Annotated in this window: 11 protein-coding genes; 6 read left to right on the top strand and 5 right to left on the bottom strand. The window is 37.8% G+C overall.

The genetic code is table 11. The features are described from left to right. Positions 1-14: 14 nt before the first annotated feature. The 3 genes from ACOQO5_RS10185 (at position 15) to ACOQO5_RS10195 (ending at position 2850) form a co-directional block, all read left to right on the top strand. Positions 15-404 carry a hypothetical protein gene (locus ACOQO5_RS10185; RefSeq protein WP_420581585.1) on the top strand — a complete coding sequence of 130 codons (390 nt, stop codon included), beginning with the start codon at positions 15-17 and terminating at the stop codon, positions 402-404. Positions 405-487: 83 nt separating this feature from the next. After that, on the top strand, positions 488-1807 hold the full coding sequence (locus tag ACOQO5_RS10190) for a hypothetical protein (RefSeq protein WP_420581586.1): 1320 nt from the start codon (positions 488-490) through the stop codon (positions 1805-1807). Next, positions 1804-2850 (top strand): matrixin family metalloprotease, encoded by a 1047-nt coding sequence (locus ACOQO5_RS10195; protein WP_420581587.1) that lies wholly within the window; start codon positions 1804-1806, stop codon positions 2848-2850. The genes ACOQO5_RS10190 and ACOQO5_RS10195 overlap by 4 nt, the downstream gene beginning before the upstream one ends. A 5-nt stretch (positions 2851-2855) precedes the next feature. Here ACOQO5_RS10195 and ACOQO5_RS10200 read toward each other — a convergent pair whose 3' ends face one another. Together ACOQO5_RS10200 and ACOQO5_RS10205 are read right to left on the bottom strand one after the other, a co-directional pair. Continuing rightward, positions 2856-4145: a flavin-containing monooxygenase gene (locus ACOQO5_RS10200; RefSeq protein ID WP_420581588.1), complete on the bottom strand. Its 1290-nt coding sequence runs from the start codon at positions 4143-4145 to the stop codon at positions 2856-2858. Positions 4146-4580: 435 nt separating this feature from the next. After that, positions 4581-8591 carry a T9SS type A sorting domain-containing protein gene (locus ACOQO5_RS10205; protein ID WP_420581589.1) on the bottom strand — a complete coding sequence of 1337 codons (4011 nt, stop codon included), beginning with the start codon at positions 8589-8591 and terminating at the stop codon, positions 4581-4583. 393 nt (positions 8592-8984) lie between these two features. On the opposite strand from ACOQO5_RS10205, the gene ACOQO5_RS10210 reads away from it, so the two are divergent. Then, the gene (locus tag ACOQO5_RS10210) at positions 8985-10682 is read left to right on the top strand and encodes a chondroitinase-B domain-containing protein (protein WP_420581590.1); all 1698 of its coding nucleotides are present in this window, start codon (positions 8985-8987) and stop codon (positions 10680-10682) included. Positions 10683-10689: 7 nt separating this feature from the next. Here the strand turns inward: ACOQO5_RS10210 and mltB are convergent, their stop codons facing one another. Then, the gene (mltB, locus tag ACOQO5_RS10215) at positions 10690-11724 is read right to left on the bottom strand and encodes a lytic murein transglycosylase B (protein WP_420581591.1); all 1035 of its coding nucleotides are present in this window, start codon (positions 11722-11724) and stop codon (positions 10690-10692) included. Positions 11725-12026: 302 nt separating this feature from the next. Here mltB and ACOQO5_RS10220 point away from each other — a divergent pair, with 302 nt between their 5' ends. Both ACOQO5_RS10220 and ACOQO5_RS10225 read left to right on the top strand, forming a co-directional pair. Then, entirely contained in the window at positions 12027-13571 is a 1545-nt protein-coding gene (locus tag ACOQO5_RS10220; RefSeq protein WP_420581592.1) for a BamA/TamA family outer membrane protein, read from the top strand. A gap of 241 nt (positions 13572-13812) precedes the next feature. After that, positions 13813-14418 carry an OsmC-related (seleno)protein gene (locus tag ACOQO5_RS10225; protein WP_420581593.1) on the top strand — a complete coding sequence of 202 codons (606 nt, stop codon included), beginning with the start codon at positions 13813-13815 and terminating at the stop codon, positions 14416-14418. Positions 14419-14509: 91 nt separating this feature from the next. On the opposite strand, the gene ACOQO5_RS10230 is transcribed toward ACOQO5_RS10225, so the two are convergent. After that, positions 14510-16399, bottom strand: coding sequence for a hypothetical protein (locus ACOQO5_RS10230; RefSeq protein ID WP_420581594.1), 1890 nt, complete (start codon positions 16397-16399; stop codon positions 14510-14512). Position 16400: 1 nt separating this feature from the next. Beyond that, the gene (locus ACOQO5_RS10235) at positions 16401-17132 is read right to left on the bottom strand and encodes a hypothetical protein (RefSeq protein WP_420581595.1); all 732 of its coding nucleotides are present in this window, start codon (positions 17130-17132) and stop codon (positions 16401-16403) included. Positions 17133-17411 lie beyond the last annotated feature (279 nt).

Genomic DNA, 17411 nt, shown 5'->3' on the forward strand with positions numbered 1-17411 from the left:
TTAACTGAAACGTCATGAAAGAAAGTCTAAGAGTAAAATATCCAGACCTGCTACTAAAAACAGCAAAGTTAGAAGTGAATTTTATTAGAACGAATCTATGGGAAGAGTTCAAGCGAATCATTCACAAATTAAAAGAGTATGTACCTGCTGAAGCTATTACATTCTTAGTTGGTATGAAGGCGCTTACCTATAGCACCAACAACAGTTTAGTCTGGCTTCCTTATGTGGGAATGATTCTATTTCTCCTTTTAAGACTATTAAGCACAAATTTCAAATCTGAGGATAGACCATATGATATTAATGGTTTTTTAGCTGTGATCTCTGTACTCGCTTATGTCTTATGGAATTCAGCATTGGCTGTATTTTTCTTTTTGTGTACGTTGCTGTTGACGACACTAGGTTAGCGAATCAATAATGTTAATTTTAACATCAAATATTTGTGAGTAAATTGATTCTAAAGACATGTTTAACCAAACCGATCTAAACCATGAAAACTAAACTGAAAATTATGCTGGCTATTTTTCTTTTTGGGTCAATAGTAAGTCAAGCGCAAAGCGATATACAGGTTTCGTATAGCGAAAAAGGATTTTCAAGTTCCTTGAAAAAACTACAAAACAAAAAATCTTATAGAGTAAAACTGGTCAATGTGCATAGTGCGTTGATGTCACTTGAATCTGAAGTAATTTCTTATGATTTAGAGTCTTCAACACCGGACGCTGTTAAATTCCTTTCCATTCCTTCAACGGCTTCTTTGAATCCGAGCTCAGGATTTCGAATTGTTAAAAATGGTCAATCTGAAGTTAGAAATAATTTAATGCAACTAGTGAATCTCATAAATACGTACGATGCATTCTACAAAGAAATACTAAAAAGAACTGGTGAAGAACTGGAGAAATGGCCTAAAAGCACCCTTGATTCAGCAAAATTAAAGAGAGATTACATTGCTATTTCTAATCAAGTTTTTAATAGAGTCATCAATAAAGATGAAATATCAAAAATCAAATTCTTGTTACAAGAGATTGATATATGGGCTTCTTATGTCAATAGTTTGGCTGCTACGAAAGATGCCATTTTTCTTTCAAACCTCGATGTATATGCTAAGTTCATGGCTTCCCGTGCATTGTTAAAAGAGAATAGTTCAAAATATGTGAAATGCCTATTGGTGTACGACGCAGTTTTAAATCCCGCAGATATATCAAAAGTATCTATTCTTCAAGGAGATTCATTTGTTGCTAAAGGAGACTTGACTAAAATAAAAATTGCAGTCAAAAATGAAATGACAAAAGATACTATTGCAGTTGGAACTTTATCCATACCAACCTATAAATATTTCACATTTGATTTTTCTGCAGGTTTTTTTGGGAATGGTTTGACCAACGATTCTTTTTCTCTTGTGGAATACAGTGCGGATAGTTCAACGATTACATTTAAAAAAGACTATAACGATTCTAACGATATAGCAGCTGGTGGGCTGCTGCACCTATCCTATATGGCTACTGGAGTATTAGGAGTGGGTATTAATACAGGAGCTGCAATATCTCTGTATGATGGCTCTATTAAATATCTAGCCGGTGGACATTTGAAAATTGGCAATCAAAAACAACTTATGTTGTCTTGTGGTGTTAGCGTGGGTAAAGTAAAAAGGTTGAGTGAAGCGGTAACTTCAGATCCACTTTATATGGATAATTCAGAATCAGTTGTAGTCCCTGGCCAATATGTTGAACCCAAATTGGTTGATAAAATTGAAACAAGTATGTTCATTGGACTAAGCTATAATCTATCAGGTGTACTAACTAAAAGAAAATGAAAGTGAGATTCTTCGCTGAGAACATATTGCTGTGGATGGCTATATGTATGCTAGCTTGTAACTCAAAAAAAGATGTGCCTTACATTTCATCATTAACTAATGAACAAGACACATCAGCACACCTGCCAGTTGTTCCAAAAAGTATAAAAGAAGAAATTAAGTCTTCATTACTGGCCCAAGACGGCTTGCAATCAAAGCAAGAACCGGTTTTATATTATGTGAATTTATTGAATTATGATCTTGTTCGATTCACCGATTCTTTTCTAATAGAAAAGAATAAAAAGGGTCTGTTTGTCTATCCATCTCCAGCAGCTATGAAAAAAGAGTATGAATCCTTAATGATTGAAGGACGAAATTATTTCGTAGTTGAAGGTGATATTTTATTGACGTATGATGAAATCATTCCCTATCATTTTGGAGTTCGTTCATATATGACTGACACTACTCAGTTTGAGAGGCAAAAATTAGTGGGAGAAATACGGAATGGAGAACGAGTTAAACAAAAAGATCCACGAAAACTAAGTTACGCAATTATAAGAGCATCTTTTTCTGAGGAAGAATATGATTTGGTGACTGAAAAAATGACGAAGGCCGTAGAGGATTGGAAATCGGTATGCAACATCAATATTACCCACCTGAAGACTTTAGATTCTAGTCTCGAAATAAACTCTAATCCCAATGAAGTTACTTTCGTTATTAAAAAGGTTGATTCTTTTGGTTATTTTATAGCCAACGCATTTTTCCCATACAGTCCTAAATATGAACGAAAACTATATATAGATCCGACGTTTTTCGATACAGATTTTAGTCAGGCTGGGATTTTGAGACATGAAATCGGACATATTCTTGGTTTTTTGCATGAGCATATACATTCTGGGGCACAACCATTATGCGAATATGAGCCTAGAGGTGGAGCATGGGATATTACAAATTATGATCCCCATTCTGTCATGCACTATTTCTGTGGAGATGTAGGCACTAAAACTATGTTAATTACTGAGATGGACAGCTTGGGAGCATCTGAGTATTATCCTTTTGATTAAATTGTCTACTTAAATTTTCTCAACTCTCTTTTAAGCTCTTTCACAAACTTGAAATAATCAACCGTGATCGTATGTCGAGCGGATTTGATTTGTTTGATGTGTGGATGAGTAACTGCTCTTTTGCATAATGCTTCGATATTCTTAGGCCGTTTCCATTTGCCTGCAATGGCGCGCGCAGCAAGCTTACTTTGCAGTTCGCTTCCTGGCCAAATACACCCTAGCGGTTGGAACATCCCAATAAAATACAAATTAGGGTACTTATCATGTATCATTTTAAGATAAAGAGGAACCTCGCTTTCACTATAATCTATGAAATCCTTATCAAAAAATGGATGTGCCAGCACAAAGCCAGTACAGGCTATAATGGTATCAATTTCCTCTTTTGAACCATCTTTGAAGTGAACGGTTTGCCCATCAAAATGATCAATATCTACTTTTGGAAACACCTTGCCATGTCTTAGTTTGTACAACAATTCGTCATTGACGGTGGGATGAGTAGCGGCTACCGCATGTGTAGGCTTTTGCAAACCATAAGAGGCATTAGATCCAGTCAACAACCTTACTGTTAATCCAGATAAGAAATACTTGAGTTTGGGCGGCAACCACCTCATCCTCGCTGCTACTACATCTGTTGGCTCCCCGAATAAGAACTTAGGCACTATACGATATCCTCTCCGCCAACTGATGCTCGTTTTTTCACTTACTCTGCTCGTTTCTACTGCTACATCACAGGCAGAGTTTCCACCACCGATGACCAGGACTTTTTTCCCTGTAAATGGTGCCGCTTTTTTGAACTGATGAGAGTGCAAATATTCGCCAGTAAAATCTCCAGGATAGGAGGGGTGTCTCGGTAGCCAATGATGACCATTGGAGACAATGAGGTCTGTAAAAGTATGTGTCTTCGTTTCTCCGTTTTGTTCGATGGTTATTTCCCAATTGTTGTTGTCGATCCACTGACAATGCTTCACTAATGTGTTGAATTGAATGTACTTATATAGATCAAATTTTTTGGCGTAGGCCTGGAAGTAGCGTCTCAATTGATCGTGGGAAGGGTAGTCTGGAATATTGGACTCAAATTCATCAAAAGTGAAGTCTTCGTATTGGGAGTGCATTTTAGAGCTGATGATATGTGTAGTCTCAAATACACTGCTATGACTTTCTTCTTCATTATAGATCCAATTGCCACCCACTTCTTCATTATAATCGAATGCAGTTACATCCAGGCCTTCATCGAGCAAGTTTTTAATTGCAGTGATCCCAGATGGTCCGGCTCCAATGACACATACTTTTTTCATTAAATAGTTTTTTTAATATTCAATTGAGTCAATGATAAGGATGTGTATTGTGGATAGTAATTCTAAAATTTCAAAATTAGGTGGCTAATATTCCGTGGGACCCTGAGTCAATTCCAGATAAATGGCATAAGAGATAAGACAAATAACAAACAACCCGACTCCAAATATTATTATCTGATCTACCATGATAATTCAACTCTAGTGACTTCTTCTGCCTAGTTTTATAAATACTCCCAGAGTTATGATGGACGGAACCCATATCCCAACAAATATTCCAGCATCTTTTTGGCCAGAAAACCATAAGTAGACTGAAAACAAAAATGAAATAAATGCAGCGAACAGGAATATTTTATCTGGTTTTGTCATTAATCTAAGTTAATGAAAACTTCTGAATTGAAATACCATGTTTCAGGCTTCGAACTTCAATGATACCGTTTATTGACTTTGGATAAATTTTTTCTTAAGTATGGTAGATCCGGATTCTACTTGCAACAAATATATTCCTGGCACCAAAATAGTATTTAGATTCTCAAGAGACCATTGTTTGGTAGAAGGAGAGAGTGTTTCATGAAATACCATTTTACCCATATAGTCACTTATGGTCACCAAAGATTTGCTCTTGTTGTCGATGCCATCTATACGAATTTGTAGTTTGCTTTTTGTCGGATTAGGGTATATTGAAAGTTGGGCTTGCTGAGTGTTCTGTGCGCTTATTGCAATCGGCTTGAAAATTTCAAAGTTCCCATCAAAATCTACTTGTTTCAAACGATAATAGTTGACCCCTTCATGATAGTTGTGGTCTTTCAAGCTGTATTCCATTTTTTGATTTGAGTTTCCGCTTCCAGATACAGTTCCTAAACTTTTATAGCTTTCACCATCATAAGATCTTTCCAATTCAAAATAGTCATTATCTATTTCGGATGCGGTGGACCAGACTAACCTGATATGGTCTTCATTCAATTGACCAGTAAATGAAATTAGATCTATGGGCAGGGGAGTGTCGTTTATGTTTACAGAAGTAATTCTCCAATCTCCTGCCAATTCTGCAGATGTCACTCCAGTTCGATTTCCAGTTGGGTTAGAGGCTGTACCTGAAGCTGATGCATGTGTACCTACTGCATTCACAGAAGTGGATCCTGCATTTTTGGCTAATCGAATATCGTTGATATCTCCACCTGCGCTATAACCAGTCATAGAAACACTTACATCATATGTTCCGCCGGTAGAGGTGTTAGTCACTTCGAATGAAGAATTGTCTTTCACTTCAATGTCATCATCATTGTCAGTGTAATACGGATTAAGTTCTGTCACCGATTCACGATGTGTATGTGTCACACTAACAGTTCCTGCTCCAGTTTGTTGAGCAGTACTATTGAACTCCATTGGACGGTAATCGGTGTCAGACCCTATGGGAAACAAACCATACCACGGAAAAACAGAACTCGATATATCTGTAGAAGCTGGCCAATGACGACCCAATGTTCCGTTGTAGACCCAGTTGGTTGTTGTACTTGGTACTCGAATGAGACTTGCTGAGGCACCATTGCCTAAAGACAATGTATTTTCGTTTAAGTCTACAATGCCTGCTGTCATCTGCAGTGTCCCATCTACAATAACATCACCTGCTAAGGTCAATTGGGGTGATGCTATTGCTGTGTTATTGCAATTCAGGTTGTAGTAAGTGAAGTTTGCAATAGTCTGAGAAAAGCTGCCATTATATTCTATTGTCCCAGTACTTGCCGTTAACTCACCATCATTAGTATCTACAAAATCTCCGGCAATTTGAAGCAGTCCAGCACCCGAAAATGTAATAAACGCAGATGTTCTATCCCCGAGAAAATCAGGGCCTGAATTGATCATGTCTCCTGAAATAGTAGCTGTTCCTGTAGAAATTGATATTTCCGTTACCGGGGCGCCTGCATCATCGGGACTAAAAATGAGATCTACTGTATTTAAGATTCCGGCCGATACATTCATGGTATTGATATCTCCGTCATTAGCACCAATATTTACAGCATCTGATACAGTCAGAGTGGCGCCACCACTTATGATGACATTGTTCGTATTGCCTGCGCCGATCTGATATTCTACAAAAGCACAGGCGGCATCAGCAGCTACAGTTATATCAAAGTCTCCTCCAATCAAAGCGATGTCCCCGGTTACGGGATATGTCGCTGTATTGGTGCCATTGCCATAATCTACTGTAGACCAGCTAGCGGCAGAATTCCAGTTGCCGTTAGCAGCAGCATAATAGATGGTATTGGTCACGGTTACTATTCCCGCTGTTGCGGAAAAATACGTGTCATTCGTGTTGGTAGCAGCAGAAGCACTATTACCCCAGGTGCCAGGGATCTGTCCGCCACCATCGAAAGACAAAGTTTTGGCGGTATGCGTAGTGATGCCTTGTAGATCAGCTGTTGCATTTAAGCCTATACCTAAAGTCGCATTGATGGTAGTCGCGTATATCAATGAAACCGTATTGGTTCCTGACAAACTAAGGTTATGAAAATTCGTTGCTTGAGAGCCTGTAATTGACTGAGCAGTTGTACCGTCGAAACTAATAGTACTTCCTACATTAGTGAATGTAGCCCCATTGTTGTTCCAATCACCGGCGAAGGTGTGTGTAAAGGAACCAGGTACAAACGTAACACCTGATTCCATAGTAAAATCTCCATTTATGTCGAGTGCACCAGCTACTGTCTTGGTGCCACCTCCTGATAGGATCAGATTGTTGTAAGTAAAGTTGCTGATTTCCTGATCTCCTGTACCAGCGTATTCAATTGTACCATTGCCGTTGGTGGTAAGTGTTACCACATCTGCTTCTAGAAAATCGCCATGCAATATCAGTTCACCTGCCCCTCCGGTAAACTCAATTACGGGAAAAGTAAGATTGACATCTGAAGTGACATTACCAGTTACAGTTGCAGTACCCGCTCCAATCAACATTTGGTATTCTCCAAAAAAACCACCTCCGGAAAAATTAATGTTTTCTACATTCAAAATTCCATCTCCTACATTTACAGTATTAATCTCGCCTGAAAGGAATGATGTTCTGGGAATGGTAAGAGTTTCTTCTATATCCAACTGTATACCTGGAGATAACTGAAGTACAGGCGACTCGCCTACGTTTTCAAGAAAAGAAATTGATCCACAAGTAGCGTTTACGTTTACTGTGATATCAATTGTAGCATTTCCAATATTGACAATATCGCCAATTTGAGGAAAGGTGCCACTAGTGTTGGTGGCGTCTCCATAGGTTACTGTAGACCAGGTAGTTGCATTGTTCCAGTTCCCAGTTTGTCGGCTATAGAAAGTGGTAGGACCATCCATTGCTGCAGTTACTACACCAGCGGTTGCTGCAAAGAAAGTGTCGTTTGTATTGGCTGCAGCAGAGCCACTGCTACCCCAAGTTCCACCTGTTTGTCCCACATTTTCTAAAGAGAGTGCATTACAAGTATGATCCGTAAATGTCCCCAAATTTGCTACCACACCAGTTGTGATGCTAAGCGTCCCACCTATAGTCGTTGATAGGCCGAAGGTCTTTGTTCCTGATCCCTCCAACGATAGATTATTAAAAGTAGTGCTGTTTGTACCACCAATCGTTTGAGCTGTTCCATCAAGTACAATGGTTCCGCTTGACAAATCTAGCGTACCATTGTCATTGGTCCAGTCTCCGGCTAAATTATGAGTATGTAATCCAAAATCTATGGATCCTACAGAGTTGATAGTCAAATCTCCACCTATATTCATATCTCCTGCTATACTGGCATCGCCACTATTATTGAAATTGATATCATTGAAGTTATATCCGTCAATCGTTTGATTGTTGCCTATGATGTTTACTGTTCCCGTTGAGGGCGTTAGGTTTCCTCCAGTAAATGAACCTTCTAGGTTGAGTGTTCCAGCACCCGAAAAGGTAAAATCACAATTTGCATCTCCCATGGTGATATTCCCACCAACATTGACTGTACCTGTGGATACGCTTATACCTGATGTTCTAAATCCACTTCCTGTTGCCGTCACTATGATTGAATTACAGGTCAGTGTGCCAGCAGCCACATCCAGAGTTTTATTATCTCCAAAACCTGTTCCGGCCCCAATATTGATGTCACCACTTACGGTAAGACTATTTGTGCCTGATATATCCACAAAAGTGTCCTGATTTCCTCCTTCAATAGTCAAGGTTGCACATACCGCAGCAGTATTCACGATTACATCAAAATTGTTGGGGATTACTACATCATGAGCTGCAATTGGTACCAAGTTCAATGACCAGTTGGCTGCGGTATTCCAGTTGGTACTGGCTGAACCATCCCAAGTATTAGTCTGGGCTATGGTATCCAAACTGACTAACGAACACAAGAAGATAAATACACAGAAAATTTGAATTTTTTGTTTCCTGATCAGGGCGCTGGTTGACCGGAGAATTTCAAAAAAATCACTCATATATGAATAAGTAAAGTAGCTATTTGTATAATAATACTGTTATAAAATTGGATCAAAGCTATACAAAAGATTGATCTATATGGTCTATAGTTAAATTTTAAAATTACAAGATTCTTCTTTTATTTTAAACAAAACGTAATATTCTATTAGATATTTAGAATTTTGATTATTATTCTTAGTGATGTATATAAATTTAATATCTCATACTGAGAATAAAGGGATCAGAACTAATTGCTTGTCAGTACCATTCCATTCGAAAACCCCTTTCTGATTTTATCATTTTGTCTACAAATAACAGTTGATAATTAGTAGCTGAAAAATATTTCTTATACTTTGCATAGTAATTAAAGTAGGAGGATTTAATTAAGGTTCAATGTTTTAAATAAGCATCTCATGAATAAATTATTCCTATTACTTTTCGTCCTATTTGATCTGAGTCATTTATCTGCCCAAAATGTGGTAGTGAGCACGGTGACTGAATTCAATACTGCTGTTGAAAGCGCACAAGCCGGAGATACCATATTTTTAAAAAATGGTGTATGGGAAGACGCTCAGTTAGATTTTTTTACCAATGGCACCTCTGAAAACCCAGTAGTACTCAAAGCGCAAACACCTGGTGAAGTCATTCTTTCAGGCTCTTCAGTACTCAGGATTTATGGGGAGCATTTGGTAGTGAGTGATCTTAATTTTCAAAATGGAAGCTCTTCGGGTGATGATATCATTCAATTTAGAAAAAGCAGTTCTGAGCTCGCTACTAATTGTCGTTTGACAAATTCTCGAATACTAGATTTCAACCCTGATACAGATAATGTGGCCTACAAATGGGTCTCCATTTATGGTAATAACAACCGAGTCGATCATTGTCATTTTGAAGGAAAGAACAACGAAGGTGCATTGATGGTGGTTTGGCTGACCGGAGAAGCCAATCATCACCAGATCGATCATAATTATTTTGCTGATATCCCGGAATTAGGGAGAAATGGAGGAGAAACCATACGTATTGGCACAAGTACCAATAGTTTAACTGAATCTAAAACGATAGTAGAATACAACCTATTCGAAGCCTGTGATGGCGAAATAGAGATCATTTCAAATAAGTCTGGTTTTAATATTTATCGATACAACACTTTTAGAAATAATGAAGGTATGTTGACCCTAAGGCATGGTGATGATTGCGAAGTGTATGGCAACTACTTCTTTGGTGGAGAGGGCAAAGCTTCAGGTGGTGTCAGAATAATAGGAGAGCGACACAAAATCTACAACAACTACTTTCAAGATTTGGAAGGTGATGGGTTTAGAGCTGCAGTTAGTATGATGAATGGCGTTCCGGACTCTCCACTCAATCGATATTTTCAGGTTAAAAATGCAGAGGTAGTCAACAATACTATAGTGTCTTGTAAGGAGCCGTTTGCCATCGGAGAGGGGAGCGACAGTGAAAGAACCTTGCCACCACTAAATTGCACCATTGCCAATAACATAGCCATAAGCACTACTGGAAGTAAAGCCATTACTTATACAGACACACCTATTAACATGACATATGCCTCTAATTATATCACAGGTACTATTGGCGTAAGTGATGACGGTCTCATTAATGAAGACCCAGGATTAATTTTGAATAGTGGGCTATGGAAACCTTCAAGCGAAAGTGCAGTGGTGGATGCAGAATCTCTGACTGTTAGTTATTTAGACTTGGATATTGAAGGTCAGGCCAGAGATAACTCTCCAGATATTGGATGTGACGAATTAGCTTCCTCAACGGTAATTAATCAACCTTTGACTAAGGAAGATGTTGGGTATGACTGGAGTGACAATGGAAGCTCACCTGTACTTTCGATCGATAAGTTGGATCCTAACGTCCAACTCAAGTTCAACCCTAATAGCTTAGAAATCAAAGGAATAAGTGAAAGTGATTTGCCAGCACAAGTAACTATTCATGATTTACAAGGTAAAAGCATGGTAAATGAAGTGGTTTCAAAATCAACTTGGAGCGTACCTATTACTTTGAAAGGTGTTTACATCGTTTCACTCATCAACCGGAAAGGCAACATACGATATAAAGCGAAAGTGCAATTCTCTGGCAGCAAGTAAAAAGAAACTAATTGTTATTCGTTTCTTTCTCCAGCTTTACTGCCTCTCCCAGCTGATACACAGCTAATGCATAGAGTGGGCTATGATTGTATCTTGTAATCACATAAAAGTTCTTGAAAGTGAACCAGTACTCGTTACTACCATCTTCTTTGTCCATCACCTGAAGAGAAACTAATTCAGAAGGGTCAATTTTAAGGTCTGACGAATATCCGTTCTGTTCATAGTAAGCGATATTTTTCGATGGTTTTACGCTTTGCTTTTTCAGTGTAGATGCGTTGTCATTTTTTGTGGCTTTTGTGGCAACCAAACCACCATTTTTCCATCTATGTACTTTTAGATAATTGGCCACGCTAGCGATTCCATCGTTTACTTCATTCATCAAATCAGCGCCAGACTCATTGTCATAACTTTTGGCATAGGCCAGATAGCTACTAGGCATAAACTGCCCCAGGCCCATGGCGCCGGCATAGGAGCCTTTAATAGTCAAGGGATCAAGTCCTTCTTTCTCACACAACTCTAAGAATTTGGCTAATTCCGCTTTAAAGAAGGACGACCTTCTGGGGTAGCCAAAGGCCAAGGTGTACAGAGCATCCAAGACTTTATAACTTCCCATACGATCGCCGAAATAGGTTTCCACTCCAATAATTCCGATGATTGCTTCTATGCTCACCCCCGTGGAAATACTCACTTCTTGGAGTACTTTTTCATTGGCCCTCCAAAATTCCACACCTGCATCAATGCGCTTTTGTTTCATGAATATATTGCGATAACGCTCCCAGGTCATGGTCTTTTCAGCAGGACGTGTCATCTTCTCAATGATATCAGATTGAAACGTGGCTTGATTGACAATGGCTTCTACATCTTTTAAAGCTCTTTTCTGCTGAAAAGCTACATTTCTGGCAAAATCATCAACTGTGGCTTGATCTACCTGAGCATAACATACTAGATGTTCGGACCATACGAAGAGAAAAATGGCAAAATATCTTAGCTGACTTTTGTTCACTTTGAAGATGTCTTTCATAAATTCTGGATATTCAATCATGCTATCGTTGTTATCAAACGAAGATAGGAGCATTTTCAATAGTGCCCAATATATCGAGTGTTTTGGTACATTATTGATGACATTTTTCATTAAAATTGTCGCGATTCATATGCATAATAAATGATTGCATTTATTCCATGCTATCGTGGTTTTTTAGTAGGTTAGTATCAACTAATTGATATACGAGCTTGTGCATATCTACTATAAATATTTTAACGTAGCCGCTGACCTTTTCTGTATTTGTTTTGAAAGTCTCAATTAATCGATTCCATACATTTAGGCGTCACATTTGTCTGATATCGTTGGTTCTGATCGGTATAGTTCATGATGGAGTAGCTCAAAAACAAGATAGCATAATCTATTCCATCAACATTGTCAGGGATAATGTATTCCCAGGTGACAAATCGGAGTTGTCTGGCATTCAGAGGTTTACTAACAGCATGCACCCTCTAACAAAGGAGCGAGTCATACAGCGTGAGCTATTGTTCCAAGTAGGTGATACCTTGGATATGCAGCTAATGGCAGAAACGGAAAGGAGCCTCAGAACATTCAGATTTTTGGGGAGTGCGGATGTTAGTATAGATACCGTTCTCAATGATAGTGTATCTATAGTTGTCCACACTGCTGATCAGTGGACATTGCTGCCTTCTCCTATCATTGAAAGTGGTGGTGGACTCAATGGTTTTGGTGTTTCCATAGAAGATTCCAATTTTCTTGGAAGGGGAAAAACAATCTATTTAAAAGCATTTAATGAATCGGATATTGGAACCTCTTATACTGCAGCAGTGTATGATCCTCGTTTTTTTGGTACCAGATGGAAAAGTGCCCTCGGGTTGAATACCGGCCCGGTCCGGGATGCAGTAGTTTTGGCTATACATAAACCTTACTTTTCATCAGACTCCAAGTGGACTTACGGTGTTTCTGGACTTTACAATAATGAAATCCAGCGGCAATTTGTGAATGGACAGGAATTTAGTAGGAGTGGGTATAAAAGAAGGTTGTCCGAAGCATTTGTAGGCTATGCCTATGGAAAACGTTACAATAAAAAACGAGTGAAACTGCAATACAGGTATGAAAGTCGTGATTATATAGACCTAGGTGATCAAACCAATACTGAAATACCAGAGGATGAACTTATAGCTGCTACAACGATTAGCTATAGCATAGAAAAAGAAAGCTTTGTAAAGGAATTTCAAATTGATAATTTCTTAAGAAAGGAAGATATTGTTTTAGGGAGGAAAACCTTATTCAGTTTGGGTAAGGCCGGGTTTCCAGTGCCAGTAGGAAAAGATCATTGGGAGTTGGAAATAGATCATAAATCTACACTGAAACTAAATAATGATAATTATCTGTATATCAACCCGTTGCTTACTTCCTGGATGAGTAGAAATACTATTGCAGAGATGGTCGCTCAGTATTATTGGCAAACCACCGAATATATGACTCTAGCATTCAATGCAGAATTCACTTACGCCTGGAATTTAGATTTGAATAGACAATTTGTTTTAGGAGGAAATAGTGGGTTGCGTGGATATCAAGCCAGGGCATTTGGCGGAGATAAGCGTTTTGTGGCCAACTTAGAATCACGTTTATTTCCAAAGATTAAATTTCTCACCTTGGCATTGGGTGGAGTGGCCTTCGTAGATGGAGGATTTGCCTGGGAAAGAGATGTTTCCATGGATTTTAAAAATTTAAAATATAGTGCAGGGGTAGGGCTTAGAATTGGTTTGACCAAATTTCCAGGCGCAGGTGTTCTACGTGTAGATGTGGGGTGGCCGATAGATCAACCCGGCGGACCACAGCTCACTTTAGGAACAGATCAGCATTTCATTGCATTCAGGAAATGATTCACTTGCTCTACGCCCTCTAATTTTTGAGTATAGGTTTTGATCCAATAAGTTCGAAGTGAACAGCTTGAACAAATAAAATTTGAAGAGCATGATGATATATTTTCATAGTGATATGTGGAAATATTCTTGTAATCTTTCAATAGTCAGGTAAAATTTCTTTATTGAGATTAAATCTTAGAATACTCTGATTTTTTAGTATTTACTCTGTCATATTTGTTGATCAATTAAATAGAAAAGTATGTCAGAAGAGAAATTTTATCACGTAGGCGAACTGAGTTCAGAACAGCCTGTAAAGACTCAATATGAATCCACCAAGTTTGCTAAAGCTCGTCACCCTGAGCCTTATCGGTTTGAAGTAAATCTTAGTGCTGAGGCAGGCAATATGCAGAGCAAAACAGGTGTGGTTTCAGTAAATATTCCAGGGTTTAGTCCAGTCAAATTGTATTGTGATGAGCAACCACCAGTAGGGCAAGATACTGCTCCACCACCACTAGCCTTCTTTTCAGCTGGAATTGGGTTCTGTCTGATGACTCATTTGACCGATATTCTTACTGCACGAAAAATTCAGGTAGATAGTCTGAAACTGGAGCAGCGCATTGTATTTAGAACCAATTTGGGTCATATGAGAGATCATGGCTATATGACTAATGGAGGATGTGATATTGTGGAAACTCACGTGATCATAGAGAGCCCAGAACCAGAAGAAAACATCAAAGACCTTCTCAATGAAGCAGAAAATGGATGTATGGCTCACTACGCCCTTAGAAATCCAATTCCATGGACGACAAGGTTAGTTTACAATGGTAAAGAAGCGATTAATCGTTCGTCAGAAACGCATGAGTAATTAACATAAGCTGCTCAATCTAAGGAAGGCGACTGGGATGAATCAATCACCTACTCATCCACACCCGTTTTAACTTTTTCTGAATTCAGAATCAAAAATCAAATTCGATAAAGTGAGATAGGAGTAGTTTTGGAATTAATAAGTAATTCTCCGTAAATGTGAAATACTTATAATCCTCAACTGAATTGTTGTTAATTACGATTTGAGCTACTTGTTCCGAAGGATTATCGAATGAATAAACTTCGAATAAATATTTTCCTTCGATATCCATGGTAAGAATAGCCCAATGATCTGCACCATTTTCATAAACCCACAATACTTCTCTATTCTCAATCAGTACGTCAGCTATGGCAGAGCCATCCAAATGGTTTAGAGAGATAGAAGGGTTTGAATAAGAAATACCAATGTTTCGTTTAGTTGATTGGACCCCTATGTTTGGACTAGTGACCCAAACAGGAGAGCCACCTTTGCTTACAGGTGCATATTTGGTGTCGTTCAGAATCAGATAATCCCCATTGTTGGTCAAACGAAGTATATCTTGACTACTGATACTTAGAAAACCTTCTGTTAGTATACTTTCAGAATCAAGGCTGTATAATACATATTTATCTGGTCCTAGGATTGGGATTGATAGGAATAAAATATTGTCATTCGAAATGCAGAAATTCTTCAAAAAATACGAGGAATCTTCTGGAACTATAATTTCATAATGATCAGACTGCTCTAATGAATATGAATCATATTTATAGATATCTATACCTCTTCGAAGTGATTTAGTCGTAATTCTCGCCAATTGGCTACCATTAGGAGATACTTCTACTTGAAGTGGTAAGTAAGCTATCCCTTCCTGATTATCTAGACGATAATTCTTAATACTGCCACTGGTTGAACTGATATATTTATCTGCATCATGCCATACAGAAATTGTATTGTACTGACTATTAAAAAAATACATCTTATGATAGTAGTATTCATTATAGTCATAATTGCGTCCTTCTAGATGGTCACTTTGAAGTGTGTATTTGTGATCGAACTGGCCAATTACTGAATATTGATGTCCATTTGTTCCACTTTCGCTTCTCACTTCAATATTGAGATTGTAAGGAAAAGAAGTAGGGATCGAAACAACATGGTCGAGACCAAAATCTGAACTTGAAAAGCTGAATTCAGCTGGCTCTACAAGTTCAGTCAGATTATCTGATATGGTAATCAAAAAATTCTGGGTAGCCGTAAATGGTGATTCATCCCATAATAGCTTTATGCTATTGTTTTTTTGAATGGTGGCAGTAAAATTGAAATCATGCCAATAGAAATATTGAGTGTTTTCTGTTTCTCCTTTAGCCAACAAATCCAGAACAAAAAATATTTCACCTCCGGGGTAATTGGGTAAGATGATATAGTTGGTTTTGGAATCTACAATTTCATATTCAGATCCCATGGTGGACACGACATATTTTTCGAATTTATACCCTGTATACTCTTCCCATTCAATCTTCAAATACCCTTCATTAGTTACACTAGTGTTGGTTATTTCAAGTGGCTCCAAAATTTGATTATCAATGAGTACCACTTGTTCGAAGCTATGAACAAAAACCTCTGCCCCTAATTGATCAGCAAGACTGTTAGAATTAGTTTTTTCGTAGAGTTCTAACTTCAAAATGTGATAACCGACAGGTAATTGATAGGGGTTTATGTAATTACGATTTGGCCTATAAGTTCCATCAACCAATAATGAATCATCAAAATAAAGAGCGTACCCAACAATATCGGGTAAGTCATTTAAAAAATTGTAATAGATATTTCCACTTTTCCTGAGGTATAAAGTGTCCTCAGGATTTCCAAATTCTGCGATTATTTGATCAGGCTCTCCAATTTCGACATGATGAAAATTTTCGTCATAGCTATACTCACATCCCAATAGCGCTATATTCAGAATGAATAGATAAAATGACGTTCTTTTCAATATCAATTTAAAATTCATTTTACTTCAATTGAACTCCAATACCTAAGCCTAACCTTAAACCAGAGAAATTTGCTTTGACAACGTCTCCTTCACTATTGAGCAAATGAAGATCTTCATTCTCAGATAACTTTAATTTATCTGAAATTTCAATGCAATAACCGACAAAAGAAGTCGCAAAAATCCCTTTGTATATTTGATAATTCAATCGTATGGTTGGTCGAAAACTTATATTCATAGCCTTGAATTCATAAGATGTGATGTCAGTATTCGACTGCAGGATTAGCTTTGTCTCAAAATCATGATTAACTAATGATAATCCAACTACAGCACCAATGTATAGCTTGAGCTTATGGTTGGACTGGCCATCTGGTGCAAAATAAAATGATCCTCCGACTGTGGTAGATCTTAAGCTATTGCTCATCGAAATATCACCAGAAAAATCAGAATATGAAGTATTGGCACCGGTTGTAATACTATTGATATTCAATCCATATTGAAAATTCCCTTGATTGATCAATAATTGTAATTCTAATCCATAATGGCCAGGAAAATTGTCGGTGACACTAAACGGTACATTAATTTGCTCGCTTAAATCATCTGTAATCTCCTGGTGAAAGTTCTTCATGCTGCTCATTTCGAATGTTCCATAGAAAGTATTGGCCGACAACTCTATTCCTTGACAACGAACATTAATTGAAGTGGTCAAAACAAAAGTCAAGAAGGTAAAGAAAATTTTAGCAATAAAATTCATTCGTTTTGAGCAGTGAAAGGCGAAATTATACAAAAAAATTAACTCAATTTGAAATGGAAGAAACTTGAATAATTAATGTTAAAAAATTTCAAGTATGAATCGTCTAATAAAACTATTTTCAGAGCAACCAGTTCCAAAACATTAGAACATTTAAGAGAAGAAACTATATTTACTCGTGATGTGGTTAGTGGGCAAATATCGACTGGTGTAAAGCCAAATAGTTTTGGTAATTCTTGGCTGATGCAACAATTACGCCTCCATTTGATTAACTTAATTTGT

The organism is Reichenbachiella sp. (assembly GCF_965223055.1).
Taxonomy (GTDB): Bacteria; Bacteroidota; Bacteroidia; order Cytophagales; family Cyclobacteriaceae; genus Reichenbachiella.

What these genes read in the sequence shown, in the direction of transcription:
- ACOQO5_RS10185 (WP_420581585.1), top strand. Translation starts at nt 15, where the DNA reads ATGAAAGAAAGTCTAAGAGTAAAATATCCAGACCTGCTACTAAAAACA.
- ACOQO5_RS10190 (WP_420581586.1), top strand. Translation starts at nt 488, where the DNA reads ATGAAAACTAAACTGAAAATTATGCTGGCTATTTTTCTTTTTGGGTCA.
- ACOQO5_RS10195 (WP_420581587.1), top strand. Translation starts at nt 1,804, where the DNA reads ATGAAAGTGAGATTCTTCGCTGAGAACATATTGCTGTGGATGGCTATA.
- ACOQO5_RS10200 (WP_420581588.1), bottom strand. Translation starts at nt 4,145, where the DNA reads ATGAAAAAAGTATGTGTCATTGGAGCCGGACCATCTGGGATCACTGCA.
- ACOQO5_RS10205 (WP_420581589.1), bottom strand. Translation starts at nt 8,591, where the DNA reads ATGAGTGATTTTTTTGAAATTCTCCGGTCAACCAGCGCCCTGATCAGG.
- ACOQO5_RS10210 (WP_420581590.1), top strand. Translation starts at nt 8,985, where the DNA reads ATGAATAAATTATTCCTATTACTTTTCGTCCTATTTGATCTGAGTCAT.
- mltB (WP_420581591.1), bottom strand. Translation starts at nt 11,724, where the DNA reads ATGATTGAATATCCAGAATTTATGAAAGACATCTTCAAAGTGAACAAA.
- ACOQO5_RS10225 (WP_420581593.1), top strand. Translation starts at nt 13,813, where the DNA reads ATGTCAGAAGAGAAATTTTATCACGTAGGCGAACTGAGTTCAGAACAG.
- ACOQO5_RS10230 (WP_420581594.1), bottom strand. Translation starts at nt 16,399, where the DNA reads ATGAATTTTAAATTGATATTGAAAAGAACGTCATTTTATCTATTCATT.
- ACOQO5_RS10235 (WP_420581595.1), bottom strand. Translation starts at nt 17,132, where the DNA reads ATGAATTTTATTGCTAAAATTTTCTTTACCTTCTTGACTTTTGTTTTG.